General features: G+C 52.5%; 14 protein-coding genes. 11 read left to right on the top strand and 3 right to left on the bottom strand.

Annotation, left to right across the window (positions count from 1 at the left end; translation table 11 throughout):
- Nucleotides 1-69 precede the first annotated feature (69 nt).
- Nucleotides 70-1,272 (bottom strand): iron-containing alcohol dehydrogenase, encoded by a 1,203-nt coding sequence (locus tag JOD01_RS05440; RefSeq protein ID WP_204517250.1) that lies wholly within the window; start codon nucleotides 1,270-1,272, stop codon nucleotides 70-72.
- 234 nt (nucleotides 1,273-1,506) lie between these two features.
- Here JOD01_RS05440 and purC point away from each other — a divergent pair, with 234 nt between their 5' ends.
- From purC to purD, 9 genes are all read left to right on the top strand, one after another.
- Nucleotides 1,507-2,226: a phosphoribosylaminoimidazolesuccinocarboxamide synthase gene (gene purC, locus JOD01_RS05445; protein ID WP_204517251.1), complete on the top strand. Its 720-nt coding sequence runs from the start codon at nucleotides 1,507-1,509 to the stop codon at nucleotides 2,224-2,226.
- Entirely contained in the window at nucleotides 2,219-2,467 is a 249-nt protein-coding gene (gene purS / locus JOD01_RS05450) for a phosphoribosylformylglycinamidine synthase subunit PurS (protein ID WP_204517252.1), read from the top strand. Before purC ends, purS begins: the two co-directional genes overlap by 8 nt.
- 2 nt (nucleotides 2,468-2,469) lie before the next feature.
- Nucleotides 2,470-3,162, top strand: a complete 693-nt coding sequence (gene purQ, locus JOD01_RS05455; RefSeq protein ID WP_204517253.1) for a phosphoribosylformylglycinamidine synthase subunit PurQ — start codon at nucleotides 2,470-2,472, stop codon at nucleotides 3,160-3,162.
- A complete protein-coding gene (gene purL / locus JOD01_RS05460; RefSeq protein WP_204517254.1) occupies nucleotides 3,143-5,386 on the top strand; it encodes a phosphoribosylformylglycinamidine synthase subunit PurL in 2,244 nt (747 codons plus the stop codon). The genes purQ and purL overlap by 20 nt, the downstream gene beginning before the upstream one ends.
- Nucleotides 5,371-6,792: an amidophosphoribosyltransferase gene (gene purF / locus JOD01_RS05465; RefSeq protein ID WP_204517255.1), complete on the top strand. Its 1,422-nt coding sequence runs from the start codon at nucleotides 5,371-5,373 to the stop codon at nucleotides 6,790-6,792. The genes purL and purF overlap by 16 nt, the downstream gene beginning before the upstream one ends.
- Before the next feature lie 12 nt (nucleotides 6,793-6,804).
- Complete coding sequence (purM, locus tag JOD01_RS05470) at nucleotides 6,805-7,845, top strand: phosphoribosylformylglycinamidine cyclo-ligase (protein ID WP_204517256.1); 1,041 nt, start codon at nucleotides 6,805-6,807, stop codon at nucleotides 7,843-7,845.
- Complete coding sequence (purN, locus tag JOD01_RS05475) at nucleotides 7,842-8,459, top strand: phosphoribosylglycinamide formyltransferase (RefSeq protein WP_204517257.1); 618 nt, start codon at nucleotides 7,842-7,844, stop codon at nucleotides 8,457-8,459. Before purM ends, purN begins: the two co-directional genes overlap by 4 nt.
- A 168-nt stretch (nucleotides 8,460-8,627) precedes the next feature.
- The gene (gene purH, locus JOD01_RS05480) at nucleotides 8,628-10,172 is read left to right on the top strand and encodes a bifunctional phosphoribosylaminoimidazolecarboxamide formyltransferase/IMP cyclohydrolase (RefSeq protein WP_204517258.1); all 1,545 of its coding nucleotides are present in this window, start codon (nucleotides 8,628-8,630) and stop codon (nucleotides 10,170-10,172) included.
- A gap of 14 nt (nucleotides 10,173-10,186) precedes the next feature.
- Nucleotides 10,187-11,458, top strand: coding sequence for a phosphoribosylamine--glycine ligase (purD, locus tag JOD01_RS05485; protein WP_204517259.1), 1,272 nt, complete (start codon nucleotides 10,187-10,189; stop codon nucleotides 11,456-11,458).
- Nucleotides 11,459-11,482: 24 nt separating this feature from the next.
- On the opposite strand, the gene JOD01_RS19835 is transcribed toward purD, so the two are convergent.
- Nucleotides 11,483-11,617, bottom strand: coding sequence for an EYxxD motif small membrane protein (locus tag JOD01_RS19835; RefSeq protein ID WP_275581925.1), 135 nt, complete (start codon nucleotides 11,615-11,617; stop codon nucleotides 11,483-11,485).
- Between the two features lie 12 nt (nucleotides 11,618-11,629).
- Nucleotides 11,630-12,121, bottom strand: coding sequence for a YgaP family membrane protein (locus tag JOD01_RS05490; protein ID WP_204517260.1), 492 nt, complete (start codon nucleotides 12,119-12,121; stop codon nucleotides 11,630-11,632).
- 537 nt (nucleotides 12,122-12,658) lie between these two features.
- Between JOD01_RS05490 and JOD01_RS05495 the strand changes: the two genes are divergently transcribed.
- Together JOD01_RS05495 and JOD01_RS05500 are read left to right on the top strand one after the other, a co-directional pair.
- A complete protein-coding gene (locus JOD01_RS05495; protein ID WP_204517261.1) occupies nucleotides 12,659-13,612 on the top strand; it encodes a branched-chain amino acid ABC transporter permease in 954 nt (317 codons plus the stop codon).
- Nucleotides 13,613-13,621: 9 nt separating this feature from the next.
- The gene (locus JOD01_RS05500) at nucleotides 13,622-14,893 is read left to right on the top strand and encodes an ABC transporter permease subunit (RefSeq protein ID WP_204517262.1); all 1,272 of its coding nucleotides are present in this window, start codon (nucleotides 13,622-13,624) and stop codon (nucleotides 14,891-14,893) included.
- The last annotated feature ends 14 nt before the right edge of the window (nucleotides 14,894-14,907 follow it).

Genomic DNA, 14,907 nt, shown 5'->3' on the forward strand with positions numbered 1-14,907 from the left:
GCTCTCTTCTGTTTGTTTATTGCCTTTTGTTCTGTGCAGCGCAGCTTCTTCTTAGGATGAGACTGCCTTTTATTCATAGCAAGCTTCATAAATCGCAAGCACATCTTGTACACGCAACGGGCGCGAACTGACGATATGATCAGTGCCTTGCCCGTTGATGCGGATCGTGTCCTTTGCCATCGGCAAAAGTTCGTCTCTGGACATGCCGAAATCGGACAGCTTTTGCGTGATGCCCAGCTGCTCAAACCAGCGGCTGACCGCTTCAATGGCGGCTTCGGCCGCGGTGCGGTCATCTTGTTCGGTGATGCCGAAGCAGTTTCGGCCCATTCTCGCCAGTCGATCGGGGCGATCTTGCAGGATGACTTGCCGGAAGTAGGGAATCGCCAAAATCGCCAAGCCGCGGCCATGCGCGATGTCATGATAACCGCTCAAGGTGTGTTCCAGTTTATGCAGCGGGAAACCCGCGCCGCGTCCGCCGAGCGTAAACGGGCTGATCGCCAAGGTGCTTGTCCAGAGCAGAGTGGCGCGAGCTTCTTCATTGGACGGGTCGTTTATGGCCACCGTCGAGAAACGAACCAACTCACGGATCAACGTTTCCGCCAAGCCGTCCTGGATGTGCGTATAGCCTTTGCTGATTAAATAAGCTTCAAAAATGTGGGAGAAGATGTCAGCGCAAGCTTCGGCTGTTACATGCGCCGGCACCGTGTAGGTGAGCGCAGGATCGAGAATCGAGATCTTCGGAATTAAGCCTGGGCCATTGATCGATGATTTTTCATGTGTTTCCCAGTGAGTCAGGACACTGGTTCCATTTGCCTCCGAACCGGTGGCCGCAACGGTTGGCACAGTCAGCAGCGGAAGCGCCTCCTTGATCGACACGAGTTCCTTCCCGACATTCGCTGGATTGCCCCGCATATAGTCATAGATAGGTTTGCCGGAATAAGCGGCAGCCGCGATCGCTTTGGCCGCATCCATCACCGAACCTCCCCCGACAGCGATCAGAAAATCGCAATCTGCTAGCCGGGCCAACCGGGCAGCTGCATCGACCGTGGTTGTTCGTGGATTGGGCTCTACGCGGTCGAACAAGACAAAAGGAACTTCGGCAGCTTGCAGCAGTTGTTCCACCCGATGCAACAACCCGGTTTTTTTGGCGGAGGTTCCGCCGGTAACGAGCAGAGCCTTTTTGCCCAGCGTTTTTGCTTCTTGGCCTAATCGATTTAATTCGCCGACACCAAAAATAATTCGTGTCGGAAACAAGACTTCAAATGAATACATCCTTCACAGCTTCCTCTCTCTTGGACTTCCTCGCTTTTTATAAACAGTGTACCACATAAACGAACGGGAACCATTTCCTTGCTGTAAAGGGCAAACTCAAAAAACCGAACATTTGTCGAATTCACACTCGATATCTTCCATTGAAAAAAGCGTATATTTGTGTTTTAATTTGTATGTAATGTTCGTGAAATGCTGGATAATTTAATCCTTTTAGCTGGGAAGGAGAATATTGCGGTGGAAAAACAGGAACTTCTGTACGAAGGGAAGGCCAAAAAGATTTTTCGCACTTCTGATCCGGATAAGTATTGGGTCGCGTATAAAGACGACGCCACTGCCTTTAATGGCGAAAAAAAGGGGACGATCGCAGGGAAGGGCACGCTGAATAACCGGATTACCTCGATTTTCTTTCGCTTGCTGAAAAATCGCGGCATTGACAACCATTTTCTTGAAGAATTGTCAGCTAACGAACAATTGGTACGGAAAGTGGACATAATTCCGCTGGAGGTTGTTGTTCGCAACCTGGCTGCCGGCTCCCTGGCGAAACGGTTGGGGATGGCTGAAGGAACTGCTCTGCCGCGGCCGGTTGTTGAATTTTACTATAAAGACGATGCCTTGGGCGATCCGTTGGTGAATCATTCGCACATCAAGGTGTTGGAGATCGCCACTTCCGCGGAGTTGGCCGAGCTGGAACAAAAAGGTCTGGAAATTAATGAAATACTGAAGGCGTATTTGGCGGAACGGAATGTGTTGCTGGTTGATTTCAAACTGGAGTTCGGCCGCACTGAAGACGGAAGGATCCTGTTGGCAGATGAAATTTCCCCGGACACTTGCCGGTTCTGGGATGCAAAGACCAAGGAAAAGCTGGACAAAGATCGCTTCCGCCGCGACTTGGGCAATGTGGAACAAGCATATCAGGAGATGCTGCACCGATTGGGAGGAGATATTCATGCTTAAAGCAATCGTTTATGTGACTTTGCGCGAAAGTGTTCTTGATCCGCAGGGAAGCGCTGTGAAGGGAGCGCTTCACACGCTCGGTTTTGCGGAAGTTGCGGATGTACGGATCGGCAAATATATGGAAGTGGCACTGGAAACGGATGATCGCGAGCAAGCGGTTGAACGCGTGCGGGAAATGGCGGAAAAACTGCTGGCCAATACGGTGATCGAAGACTATCGTTTTGAAATCGTGGAGGGCTGATGATGAAAGTAGCCGTTATTGTATTTCCCGGTTCCAATGCCGACCTGGAAATGTTCAATGCTGTAGAAGACATCATGCAGGTGCCGGTCGAGTACGTATGGCACAGTGAAACCGATCTTGCCGCGTATGACGTTATTTTATTGCCAGGAGGCTTTTCCTACGGCGATTATTTGCGCTGCGGAGCGGTTGCCCGCTTTTCGCCAGTGATGGAACAGGTGGCCAAGGCGGCGGACGCAGGCAAATTGATTCTTGGCGTCTGCAACGGATTCCAGATTCTGCTGGAGACGGGGCTATTGCCGGGGGCGATGCTGCGCAACCGTTCCTTGAAATATCGCTGCAAAATGGTGCCGCTGCGGGTGGAAAACAACCAAACTCCATTTACGGCTGATTATGCGGAAAACGAGATCATCCAGATCCCGATCGCCCATGGGGAAGGCAATTACTATTGTGACCAGGAAACGTTGGCCCGCCTGAAAGCAAACAAGCAAATTGTGTTTACCTATGAAGGGGAAAATCCGAACGGTTCCATCGAAAATATTGCCGGAATTTGCAACGAACGCCGAAATGTGCTGGGAATGATGCCGCATCCGGAGCGCGCTGTCCATCAATGGATGAGCTCGGATGACGGAAAGCGACTTTTCAGTTCGATCTTGAAGACTTGGAGGGAGCAGAACGGTGCCGCAATTAACGCATAAAGAACCAACCGCCGAACAAATCGCCGACCAAAAATTGTATCGCGAGCTTGGGATGACTGATGAGGAGTTTCAACGAGTTCTTGACCTGCTCGGCCGTCAGCCAAACTGGACAGAAATCGGTCTGTACAGTGTGATGTGGTCCGAACACTGTTCCTATAAAAATTCCAAGCCGGTCCTGCGCCGTTTCCCGACCAAAGGGGAACGCGTCTTGCAAGGTCCAGGCGAAGGCGCGGGCATTGTCGATATTGGCGACAATCAGGCTGTCGTGTTTAAAATCGAAAGTCACAATCATCCTTCAGCGATTGAGCCTTATCAAGGAGCCGCTACCGGGGTGGGCGGTATTATTCGCGACGTTTTTTCCATGGGAGCGCGCCCGATTGCTTTGTTAAATTCATTGCGTTTTGGCGAATTGACCAATCCGCGTGTCAAATATTTGTTTGAACATGTCGTTGAGGGGATCGCCGGCTACGGCAATTGCATCGGCATTCCCACTGTGGGTGGTGAAGTAGCGTTTGATGCCACCTATGAAGGGAATCCGTTGGTCAATGCGATGTGTGTCGGCTTGATCGACCATGACAAGATCCAGAAAGGCGTTGCCACCGGTATCGGCAACCCGGTGATTTATGTCGGCGCCAGCACAGGCCGCGACGGGATTCATGGCGCGACCTTCGCTTCCGAAGAATTAAATGAACAGTCGGAGAAAAAACGGCCAGCCGTGCAAGTGGGCGATCCGTTTATGGAAAAGCTGCTGCTGGAAGCGACGCTGGAATTGATCGAAACCGACGCGATTGTCGGAATTCAGGATATGGGTGCAGCGGGATTGGTTTGCTCCAGCGCGGAAATGGCCTCCAAAGCGGGCAACGGGATCGAGTTGGACCTGGATCAAGTGCCGCAGCGGGAAGCGGGGATGTCCGCGTACGAAATGATGCTGTCCGAATCACAGGAGCGGATGCTGGTCGTGGCTAAGCAGGGCCGGGAAGCCGAAGTCATCTCGATTTTTGACAAATGGGGATTGCGCTCTGCCGTGATCGGCCGGGTGACTGACGATGGATTGCTGCGCCTCGTGCACAAAGGTGAAGTTGTCGCGGAAGTGCCTGTTGACAGTTTGGCCGAGGAAGCGCCTGTCTACTACAAACCTTCGGAAGTGCCAGCTTATTATCTGGAAAACGAGCAAGTGGACCCGTTGGCGGTGATTGATGAGCCGCAAGATCTGCGGCAAACGCTCAAAGAACTGCTGGCGCAACCGACAATTGCCAACAAGCAGTGGGTGTATGAGCAGTATGATCATATTGTGCGGGCGCAAACGGCGGTGAAACCAGGCTCGGACGCGGCGGTTGTGATGATCCGCGGCACGCGCAAAGCATTGGCGATGAGCACGGACTGCAATGGCCGCTATGTGTACCTCGATCCGCAGGTTGGCGGAGCGATCGCTGTTGCGGAAGCGGCGCGCAATGTTGTTTGCTCCGGCGCTGAACCGCTGGCGATCACCGATTGCCTCAACTTTGGCAGCCCGGATAAACCAGGGGTGTTTTGGCAGTTTGAAAAAGCGGTGGACGGGATGAGTGAAGCGTGCCGCGTATTAAATACGCCGGTTATCGGCGGAAACGTCTCCTTTTACAATGAACGGAGCGGAGACGCCATTTATCCCACGCCGACCGTTGGCATGGTCGGTTTGATTACCGATACGGATCATATTACGACCCAAGATTTCAAGGCCGGGGGCGATATTGTCATTCTGCTGGGGGAAACATTTGCGGAATTAGGCGGAAGCGAGTATCAAAAACTAGCGACAGGCAACATTGCCGGACGTCCGCCCAAGCTCGAGCTGCAACGGGAAGCAGCCGTACAGGGACTGGTTTTGCAAGCGATTCGCCAAGGATTGGTCAAATCGGCGCACGATTTGGCGGAAGGCGGTCTGGGCGTAGCGATTGCGGAAAGCTGCTTCGGGGAAGAAATCGGGGCAACCATCGAGCTGCAGACGGAATTGCGTGCCGACGTTGCGCTGTTCAGCGAGTCACAATCACGGATTTTGCTTAGTGTTTCCCCGGAAAACGCGGAGAAGGTGTTGGCAATGGCCGAACAACTTCAGGTCAAGGCTGCGGCAATCGGAACAACTGGTGGTGACCGGTTAGTTGTCTCGATCAACGGAGGGGAAGTCATCAATTCGCCGCTTTCGGAACTGAAAGCAGCTTGGAAGGATGCGATTCCATGTTTGATCGGGTAATCTGGGATAAATTAAATGAAGAATGCGGCGTGTTCGGGATTTACCAGCACCGCGATGCGGCACAGGTTACCTATCTGGGACTTCACGCCCTGCAGCACCGTGGGCAAGAGAGCGCGGGGATCTGCGCATCCGACGGGGAAAACTGGTATAAACATCGCGGGATGGGTCTGGTCAACGAAGCGTTTGGCAAAGGCGATCTGGAGAAATTTCGCGGCCACATCGCCATTGGCCATACCCGTTATACGACAGCAGGCTCTAGCAAAATCGAAAACGCGCAACCGCTGTTTTTCCGCTATGCCTATGGCAGCATGGCGGTGGCGCACAACGGCAATTTGGTCAATGCATCGCAATTGCGCAAGGAACTGGAGGCAAAAGGCTCGATTTTTCAGACAACCAGCGACACGGAAGTGATTGCCCATTTGATCGCGCGGGCCAAAAGCGAAAAGCTCCCCGAAGCGGTCAAAGAAGCGCTGCAGCATATCAAGGGAGCCTATGCGCTGTTGGTGATGAACGAGAAGCAATTGATTATTGCGCTTGATCCAAACGGATTGCGGCCGCTCTCGCTCGGCTTGCTCGGAGATGCCATCTGTGTTGCCTCGGAGACGTGCGCTTTCGATATCGTTGGCGCGGAATATTGGCGCGATGTGCAGCCCGGCGAACTGATTGTCATCGACGAACACGGGGTTCATACAAGCCAGTTTGCCGAAAAGGTCAGCCGCTCGCTTTGCACGTTTGAATACATTTATTTTGCCCGCCCGGACAGCGATATTGACGGGATCAACGTTCACCTGGCCAGAAAACGGCTCGGCAAACAACTGGCGCATGAAGCTCCTGTTCAGGCCGATGTCGTCACGGGTGTACCTGATTCCAGCATTTCCGCAGCGATCGGTTATGCGGAAGCGACCGGCATCCCGTACGAGATCGGGTTGATCAAAAATCGTTACATCGGGCGCACCTTTATCCAGCCGACCCAGGAATTGCGGGAGAGAGCGGTTCATTTAAAACTGTCAGCGGTCCGCAAAGTCGTCGAGGGGAAACGGGTAATCATGCTGGATGACTCGATTGTCAGAGGGACGACCAGCGGCCGGATCGTCGGTATGCTGCGGGAAGCGGGCGCCAAGGAAGTGCATGTGCGCATCAGCTCGCCGCCGGTCATGAATCCTTGCTTTTACGGAATAGATACTTCGTCGCGCGAAGAGTTGATCGCCGCTTCCAAGTCAGTTGAGGAAATCCGGCGGTTTATCGGAGCGGATTCGCTTGCCTTTTTGTCAGTAGAAGGGATGATCGAGGCGATCGGCCGCAACGATGATTCGCCCAACCGGGGCCACTGTCTGGCTTGCTTTACCGGACAGTATCCGACCGAAATCGAGTTTGAAGCGGCCTTGCCAATAGACAAGTGCGAATGAGAGGGGAAAGCCATGAGTGAAGCTTACAAGCAAGCCGGCGTAGATATTGCTGCGGGAAACGAAGCGGTAGAGCGGATGAAAAAACATGTCAAACGGACGTTCCGCCCCGAAGTCATGACCGAACTTGGCGGTTTCGGCGCGTTGTTCCGTCTGGATACGAGCAAATACAAGCAGCCGGTGCTGGTCTCCGGAACGGACGGAGTCGGAACGAAACTGAAGCTTGCCTTTTTGATGGAGAAACACGATACGATCGGCATTGACGCGGTGGCCATGTGTGTCAACGATGTGGTCGTGCAAGGGGCGGAGCCATTGTTTTTCCTCGATTACTTGGCGTGCGACAAGGTGGTTCCGGAAAAGATCGAGGCGATCGTCAAAGGAATTGCGGAAGGCTGCGCCGAGGCCGGGTGTTCGCTGATCGGCGGCGAGACGGCGGAAATGCCGGGGATGTACGGCGAAGGCGAGTATGATATTGCCGGATTTACCGTAGGTGTGGTCGACGAAGCGAAAATGATCACCGGAAAATCGGTCCGGCCCGGCGATCGGCTTATTGGGATCGGCTCAAGCGGATTGCACAGCAACGGCTTTTCGCTGGTGCGCAAAATTTTGCTGGCCGATCATGGGTTGTCGTTGGACCAATATATCGACAGGCTTGGCACTACACTGGGAGAGGAACTGCTGAAGCCGACCAAAATCTATGTCAAACCGTTGCTGGCGTTGATGGAGCGATTCGAGATCAAGGCGTTGGCGCATATTACCGGCGGAGGGTTTACGGAAAATATTCCGCGCGTATTGCCGGAACAAACCTCTGCGGAGCTTACGCTCGGTTCATGGCCCATCCCGCCAATCTTCAGCATGCTGCAGGAACTCGGCCAGATTTCGCAAGCTGACATGTTCCGCACGTTTAACATGGGGATCGGCATGGTCGCGGTTGTTGACGCGAAAGAAGCGAGCGATGTGCTGGAGATGTTGGCTGAACTTGGCGAGCCGGCATATGAAATCGGGGTAATTGACAACGGCGCGCGAGAAGTACGCTACCATGAGGTGGTACGGTGAAAAAGCTGGCTGTTTTCGCGTCAGGAAATGGCTCCAATTTTGAGAACATCGTACAAGCGGTTGACACAGGGCGGCTGACGGGAGCGGAAGTATCGCTGCTGGTCACAGACCGGCCGTCTGCCCGCTGTGTCGAGCGAGCCAATCGCTTGGGAGTGCCGGTGTTTGCCTTTGAACCGAAAAGTTATCCGAGCAAAGAAGCGTGTGAAGCAGAGATTGTCTTCAAACTGCAAGCGCACGGTATCTCTCTGGTGGTTCTCGCCGGCTATATGCGGCTGGTTGGGCCAACGCTGCTGAACGCTTATCAAGGGCGGATGATCAACCTGCATCCGTCGCTGCTCCCGGCATTTGCCGGCAAAGATGCGGTCGGCCAGGCGCTTGCCTACGGAGTCAAGGTAACGGGAGTGACCGTTCATATTGTCGATTCGGGCCTTGATTCTGGTCCGATTATTGCCCAGATCCCGGTTAGGGTCGAACCGAACGACACGCATCAGTCTTTGACGGAAAAAATCCATGCGGTGGAACGGCAACTGCTCGTGGAGGTCGTGCAGGATCTTGTTCTTGACCGCATCCGCATCAAAGGGCGAACCACTCATAAACTGACAGCCGACGTGTAAACAGGCACGAGTGGCTGTTTTTTCTTTGTCAAATCAAGCAATCGCGCAAAATATTCCGGTTTGTGGACAAGGGACTTAACCTTGAAATTGCCGTACAATTATGATTTAATTTAAATATAATGTTCGTGATTGGCTTATACTTTCCGAAAAGTTTGGAGGTTCAAACGAGTGGCGATAAAAAAAGCATTGATCAGTGTCTCTGATAAAACCGGATTGATTCCATTTGCCCGTCGCTTGGCTGCGAAGGGGATTGAGATGATCTCAACAGGCGGAACAGCCGCATTGCTGAAGGATGCGGGCATTCCCGTCACCGGCATTTCCGAGGTTACCGGATTTCCGGAAATTCTCGATGGCCGGGTCAAAACGCTGCATCCCGCGATTCACAGCGGCTTGCTGGCCGTTCGCGACAATGAAGCCCATCAACAACAACTTGCAGAATTGGCGATTGAGCCGATTGATTTGGTCGTGGTGAACTTGTATCCTTTCAAAGAGACGATCGCAAAGCCAAACGTCGCCTATGCGGAAGCGATTGAAAACATCGATATTGGCGGACCGACCATGCTTCGCTCGGCCGCGAAAAACCACCAGTTTGTGACCGTGGTGGTCGATGCACAAGATTATGAGCAGGTTGCCGCAGAAATTGAGCAGCAGGGCGATACCACTTTGCAAACCCGGCGCAGACTGGCGGCAAAAGTTTTCCGCCACACGGCAGCCTATGACGCCTTGATCTCCCGCTATTTAAGCGACCAGGTCGGCGAGCTGCTTCCGGAAAGCTACACAGTGACGTATGAAAAAGTTCAAGATTTGCGCTACGGAGAAAATCCCCACCAGCAAGCCGCTTTCTATCGGGAGCCTTTGCCGGTCGCTGGCAGTATTGCCGGAGCAATCCAATTGCATGGCAAAGAATTGTCCTATAATAACATCAATGATGCGGACGCTGCGATCGGGATTGTTCGCGAATTTGCCGATCCGGCGGTCGTTGCCGTCAAACACTCCAATCCATGCGGCGTCGGTATCGGCGCAACGGTTTTGGAAGCATATGAAAAAGCGTATGAAGCCGATCCGGTCTCCATTTTTGGCGGAATTATCGCCGCGAACCGGACAATCGATCGAGAAACAGCAGCCAAGCTAAAGGAAATCTTTTTGGAAATTATTATCGCGCCTGATTTCACCGAGGAAGCCAAGGCGATCTTGATGGAAAAGAAAAATTTGCGTTTGCTGCAGCTGGCGACGCTGCAGCAAGAAAGCCAGCAACGGCAGTTTCGCATCGCTCCGGTACGCGGCGGCATGCTGATCCAGGATTATGATACGAAACAACTGACTCCTTCTGAATGGACAGTGGTAACCGAGCGGCAACCGACTCCGGAAGAATCGGCCCAGTTGGCGTTTGCCTGGAAAGTGGTGAAGCATGTCAAATCCAATGCGATTGTACTGGCCAAAGACAATATGACAATCGGTGTCGGCGCTGGCCAAATGAATCGGGTTGGCGCGGCGAAAATCGCGATTGAGCAGGCGGGTGAGAAGAGCAAGGGAGCGGTGCTTGCTTCCGATGCCTTTTTCCCGATGCCAGATACTGTGGAAGAAGCAGCTAAAGCGGGCGTGACGGCGATCATTCAACCAGGCGGCTCGATTCGCGATCAGGATTCGATTGACGCCTGCAACCGGTTTGGGATTACAATGGTATTTACAGGTGTGCGTCATTTCAAACATTAGGAGGGAAGGTACGGATGAAGGTACTGGTCATTGGCAGCGGCGGTCGGGAACATGCAATTCTCTGGAAACTGGCGCAAAGTCCAAAAGTTGAAAAGCTTTATTGTGCTCCGGGGAATGGCGGGACCGCTCTGCTGGCGCAAAATGTACAGTTATCCGTTAATGATTTTGCCGGCTTGGCCCAATTTGTCAAGGATGAAGGGATTGATCTGACCGTAGTAGGGCCAGAGGGTCCTTTGCTCGGCGGAATCGTTGACTTTTTCAGCCAGCGGGGATTGCCGATTTTTGGGCCGACGGCGGAAGCGGCGAAGATTGAAGGAAGCAAGTCGTTTGCCAAAAATCTGATGTCGCGTTATGGCATCCCGACAGCCCGCTACAATTCATTTATCGATTATCAATCGGCGCTGGACTATGTCCGCCAGCAGGGAGCGCCCATCGTCGTCAAGGCCGATGGCTTGGCTGCCGGAAAAGGCGTAGTGGTGGCGGAAACATTGCAAGAAGCGGAAGAGGCGCTGTTTGAGATTATGCAAGCCGGTGCCTTTGGACAGGCTGGCGCACGTGTGGTAATTGAGGAATTCATGCGCGGCGAAGAGCTGACGTTGCTGTCGTTTGTCGACGGGGAAACGGTCAAGCCGATGATTACCTCCCAGGACCACAAACAAGTATTTGATGGTGATAAAGGACCGAATACAGGCGGGATGGGGACGTATGCGCCGGTACCGCATATGTCAGCCGAACTGGTCGGACAAATTGTGGAGAAGATAGTTCAACCGGTTGCCAGCGGAATGGCCCGCGATGGCATCCCGTTTAAAGGCGTATTATATACAGGATTGATGATTACGGAAGAAGGCCCGAAGGTAGTCGAGTTTAACGCCCGGTTTGGCGATCCGGAGACGCAGGTCGTTTTGCCGCTGTTGGAAACCGATCTGCTTGATGTGATACTGGCCACGATCAGCGGCGAATTGGCCGACTTGGATGTACGCTGGAAAGCAGGAAGCGCGGTTTGTGTCGTCATGGCCGCGCCGGGCTATCCCGGTGATTATCCAAAAGGAGCGCCGATCACCGGTCTTGAGCAAACGCCTGCCAACACGATTGTGTTTCACGCCGGCACCGGCCGAGACGAGCGCGGGCTTGTCACCGATGGCGGCCGCGTTTTGGGAGTCACCGGTCTGGGCGAGTCGATTCTGGCGGCACGGGAAGCTGCCTATGCAGCGGTGAAGCAAATTTCCTTCGCTGGCGCCCATTACCGGAACGACATCGCCGACAAAGCGCTGCGCCGCGTCAAGTAACAAGACAAAAGGGAGATCCGCTGACTATTGGCGGTATCTCCCTTTTTTTGTGCGATTGTACAGAAACAGCGCCATGACGACAACGACGCCAACCACTGCCGCAGCCAGAAAAAAATTGTGGGAAGCCCATTCGTAGGCGGAGGGTCCAAGAATACGCATCGTTACACCCTCCTAAGAATAGGTGTGGGATCGGTACTCGTCCCGGTGATAACCGGACGAAGGATGTTTTGCGCTCTCCTGTTGCCGATTGCCGACGCCCCCGACCATTTGGCGAATTTCCTGTTCCATCGCTTTTTCCGCTTCGCTCATCGTCGGTTCTTGCTTCGGTTGCTCGCTGGCGGCTTTCTTTTGCCCTTGGGCATTGCCCATCGCAGGGATCGCTTTGCTTGCCAGATTGGACATGTTTTGCATCATATCGCCTTTTGCCACCATATTGGTGATAAAGTCGCCCATCTGTTTCTCGTTTTTGGTATTGGTGCCCATCGCATACAGCATGGGGCAAAAACGGGTAAAGCCTTCCGCCACTTTCATCGCGGACAAGGTCATCAGCAGCCAAGGAGTGCGGTAAGGACGCCGGTTCATCTTGCCGATCCCGTAAGCGAGGCCCAGCAAGCCAACCGTAATGCGGAGGGACGCGTCAATCGTGCCGATGTTTTTTTTCATAAGTCACTCTCTCCTTGTGCGGGGTTGAAATCTCTTTTCTAGTTTGTGTCGCAGGCGGAGAAACAGACGCGGTAATTCCTGTAAGTGACAAATTGGCCCAAATATCGAGGTGCAAGTTAGTGTTGTTGCATAATTTTCTCTCTTGTAAATTTTCCGTTTTCTCATAAAATGAATAATAGCAAAGGCCTATTCTTTCGACTTGACAAGGGATAACTTTCAGCCTAAATTGGTCTGAAAAAGAGAGGATGGTCATAACCGGGATACTTCTGCTATGATAAGAATAATCTCGGTCAGGCAGTATCTGGTAAACGTAAGCAATCGAAACAGCTGTGGTAGCCTCATCCACCCCGGGGCGGAACGATGGTGTTCGCTCCCTTTTTTGTTTGGCTGAACAGGCAGATAAAAAATTTGTCGAAAAAAGTCAGAAAGTTGCCTGTATTCGGTTTAACAGAAAAGAAGGACTGTTTTGTCAAAGTTTGCGCTTGTCTCGGGCGGATGATGTTATAGAGAACTAAAAAGGAATGAGGGATCAGAGACATGCTTCTAAGCATATTACCTCAGGTATTGGTTGATGGACTAACGCTTGGGTTTATGTACGCCGTTGTCGCATTAGGCTATACCATGGTCTATGGAATTCTCGAATTTATCAACTTTGCTCACGGGGAAATTTTTATGGTGGGCGCTTTTGTCGGGACAGAGGTTCTGCTCATCTCGGACTCATTGGGGGTCTTGCAGGGAATGAATCCGTTTGTGGCGCTTTTCCTCACCCTGATAATCGCAATGATTTTCACGGGGGCGCTGGGGGTCTTGATTGAACGAGTCGCCTATCGGCCGCTGCGGAGTGCGCCGAGGCTTGTTCCGTTGATTTCCGCCATCGGGGTATCTTTTCTGTTGCAGGACCTGGTGCGGTTTACCGAGGCGTTGGCCCGAAACGAATTTTATTTGAACAGCCCGACCTTGTTCAGCGGCGCCATCCCGCTGGGGGGGAATGTCAGCATTTCGATTAAAGGAATTATTGTGATTGTATTAGCGATTATTTTAATGTTTGCCTTGAATATGTTTGTCAATAAGACTAAATGGGGAATCGCCATGCGGGCAGTTGCCCAGGATCAGTCGACAGCTTCGCTGATGTCCATCAATGTGGATAAGGTGATCATGCTGACGTTTTTGATCGGTTCCAGCCTTGGGGGCGCGACCGGCGTGCTGTTTGCGCAAAATTACGGTACGATCGACCCATATATCGGGTTTATCCTCGGAATGAAGGCTTTTACGGCGGCCGTTTTGGGCGGCATCGGCAACATTCGCGGCGCGATGATCGGCGGTGTCTTGCTCGGTCTGTTGGAAGCGTTGGCCGGCGCTTATATGGGCCCGTTGACCGATGGAGCTTTCGGTGCGGAATACAAGGACGTCTTTGCGTTTGCAATCTTAATTCTCGTGCTTCTGTTTAAGCCGGAAGGCCTCTTTGGAGAAGCAGTAAAAGAGAAAGTGTAGGTGACAACAGTGGCAAAACGATTTGGAAAATTTAACGGTGTCCCGCTTCTTTTTACGCTTGTGTGGATTGTTCTGTTTGCGTTGGCTCTCTATTTTTTTGATCAATCGGTCATTGCCTTTATGGGTATGCTCGTCTCCCTGATTCTGCTTTATTACACACGCGGGAGCAAAAAGCTGAAAATATTGCTGGGCGTATTGGTGTTGCTGGTGATTATTCCGCTGGTAGCCGGCGGCAACCGCTATTATATGGAGGTAGCGACCCAGGTCGGCATCTATGTGGCGATGGCATTGGGTTTGAATATCGTTGTTGGCTTTGCCGGTTTGCTGGATATGGGCTACGTCGCTTTTTTTGCGGCCGGGGCTTACGCTTACGCAATCTTCGCCACCGCGCAGGCAAACGAGTTTATCCCTGGCGGTCTGTTTCCGCTCAGCGGTGAATGGTTCTGGCCGTTTCTGATTGTCGGGTTGGTGGTTGCGGCAATTTTCGGAATTTTGTTAGGATTGCCGGTGCTGCGCGTCAAAGGAGATTATCTGGCTATGGTTACGTTGGGCTTCGGGGAAATTATCCGGATCATTTTTAACAACCTTGATAAGCCGATCAATATTACCAACGGACCGCAAGGATTGACACCGATCGCCTCGCCGGAACTGTTCGGTGTGCGGTTGGATACTCCTTTTTACTTTTACTTTATCGTGCTGGTTGTCATTGCCTTTATCATTCTGGCCAATATTCGCTTTGAACATTCTCGCTTGGGGCGCGCCTGGATCGCCGTGCGCGAAGACGAGCTGGCGGCACAATCGATGGGGATTTCCCTGCTTCATACCAAATTGGCTGCCTTTGCGACCGGTGCTTCATTCGCCGGGATTGTCGGCGTGATTTTTGCGGCGAAGCAATCGTTTATTGACCCGACTTCTTTTACGATGATGGAATCGATCGGGATTTTGATCATGGTCATTCTCGGCGGCAGCGGAAGCATTCCGGGCGTCATCCTCGGTGCATCGGTCGTGACGATTTTGCAAGTGCAATTGTTAAAAGAATTTTCCAACTTTTTGCATACTTTACAGCAGTCCGGCTTGCTGAATTTGCCGAACCAGTTGGACCCGTCCAAATTCCAGCGGCTGATCTTTGGCCTGTTGCTCATTTTGGTCGCCTTGTACCGGCCAAACGGATTGATTCCGGCCAAACGGAAGAAAAACGATCTCGAGGCGATCAAGCAAAGCAAGCATGCAAGCGAGTCTTTGGGGATTTTGAGCAAGCTGTCGCGGAATAAACCGTCGTAGGGAGGAGGAAGAAA

The organism is Brevibacillus fulvus (genome assembly GCF_016908525.1).
GTDB lineage: Bacteria > Bacillota > Bacilli > Brevibacillales > Brevibacillaceae > Brevibacillus_G > Brevibacillus_G fulvus.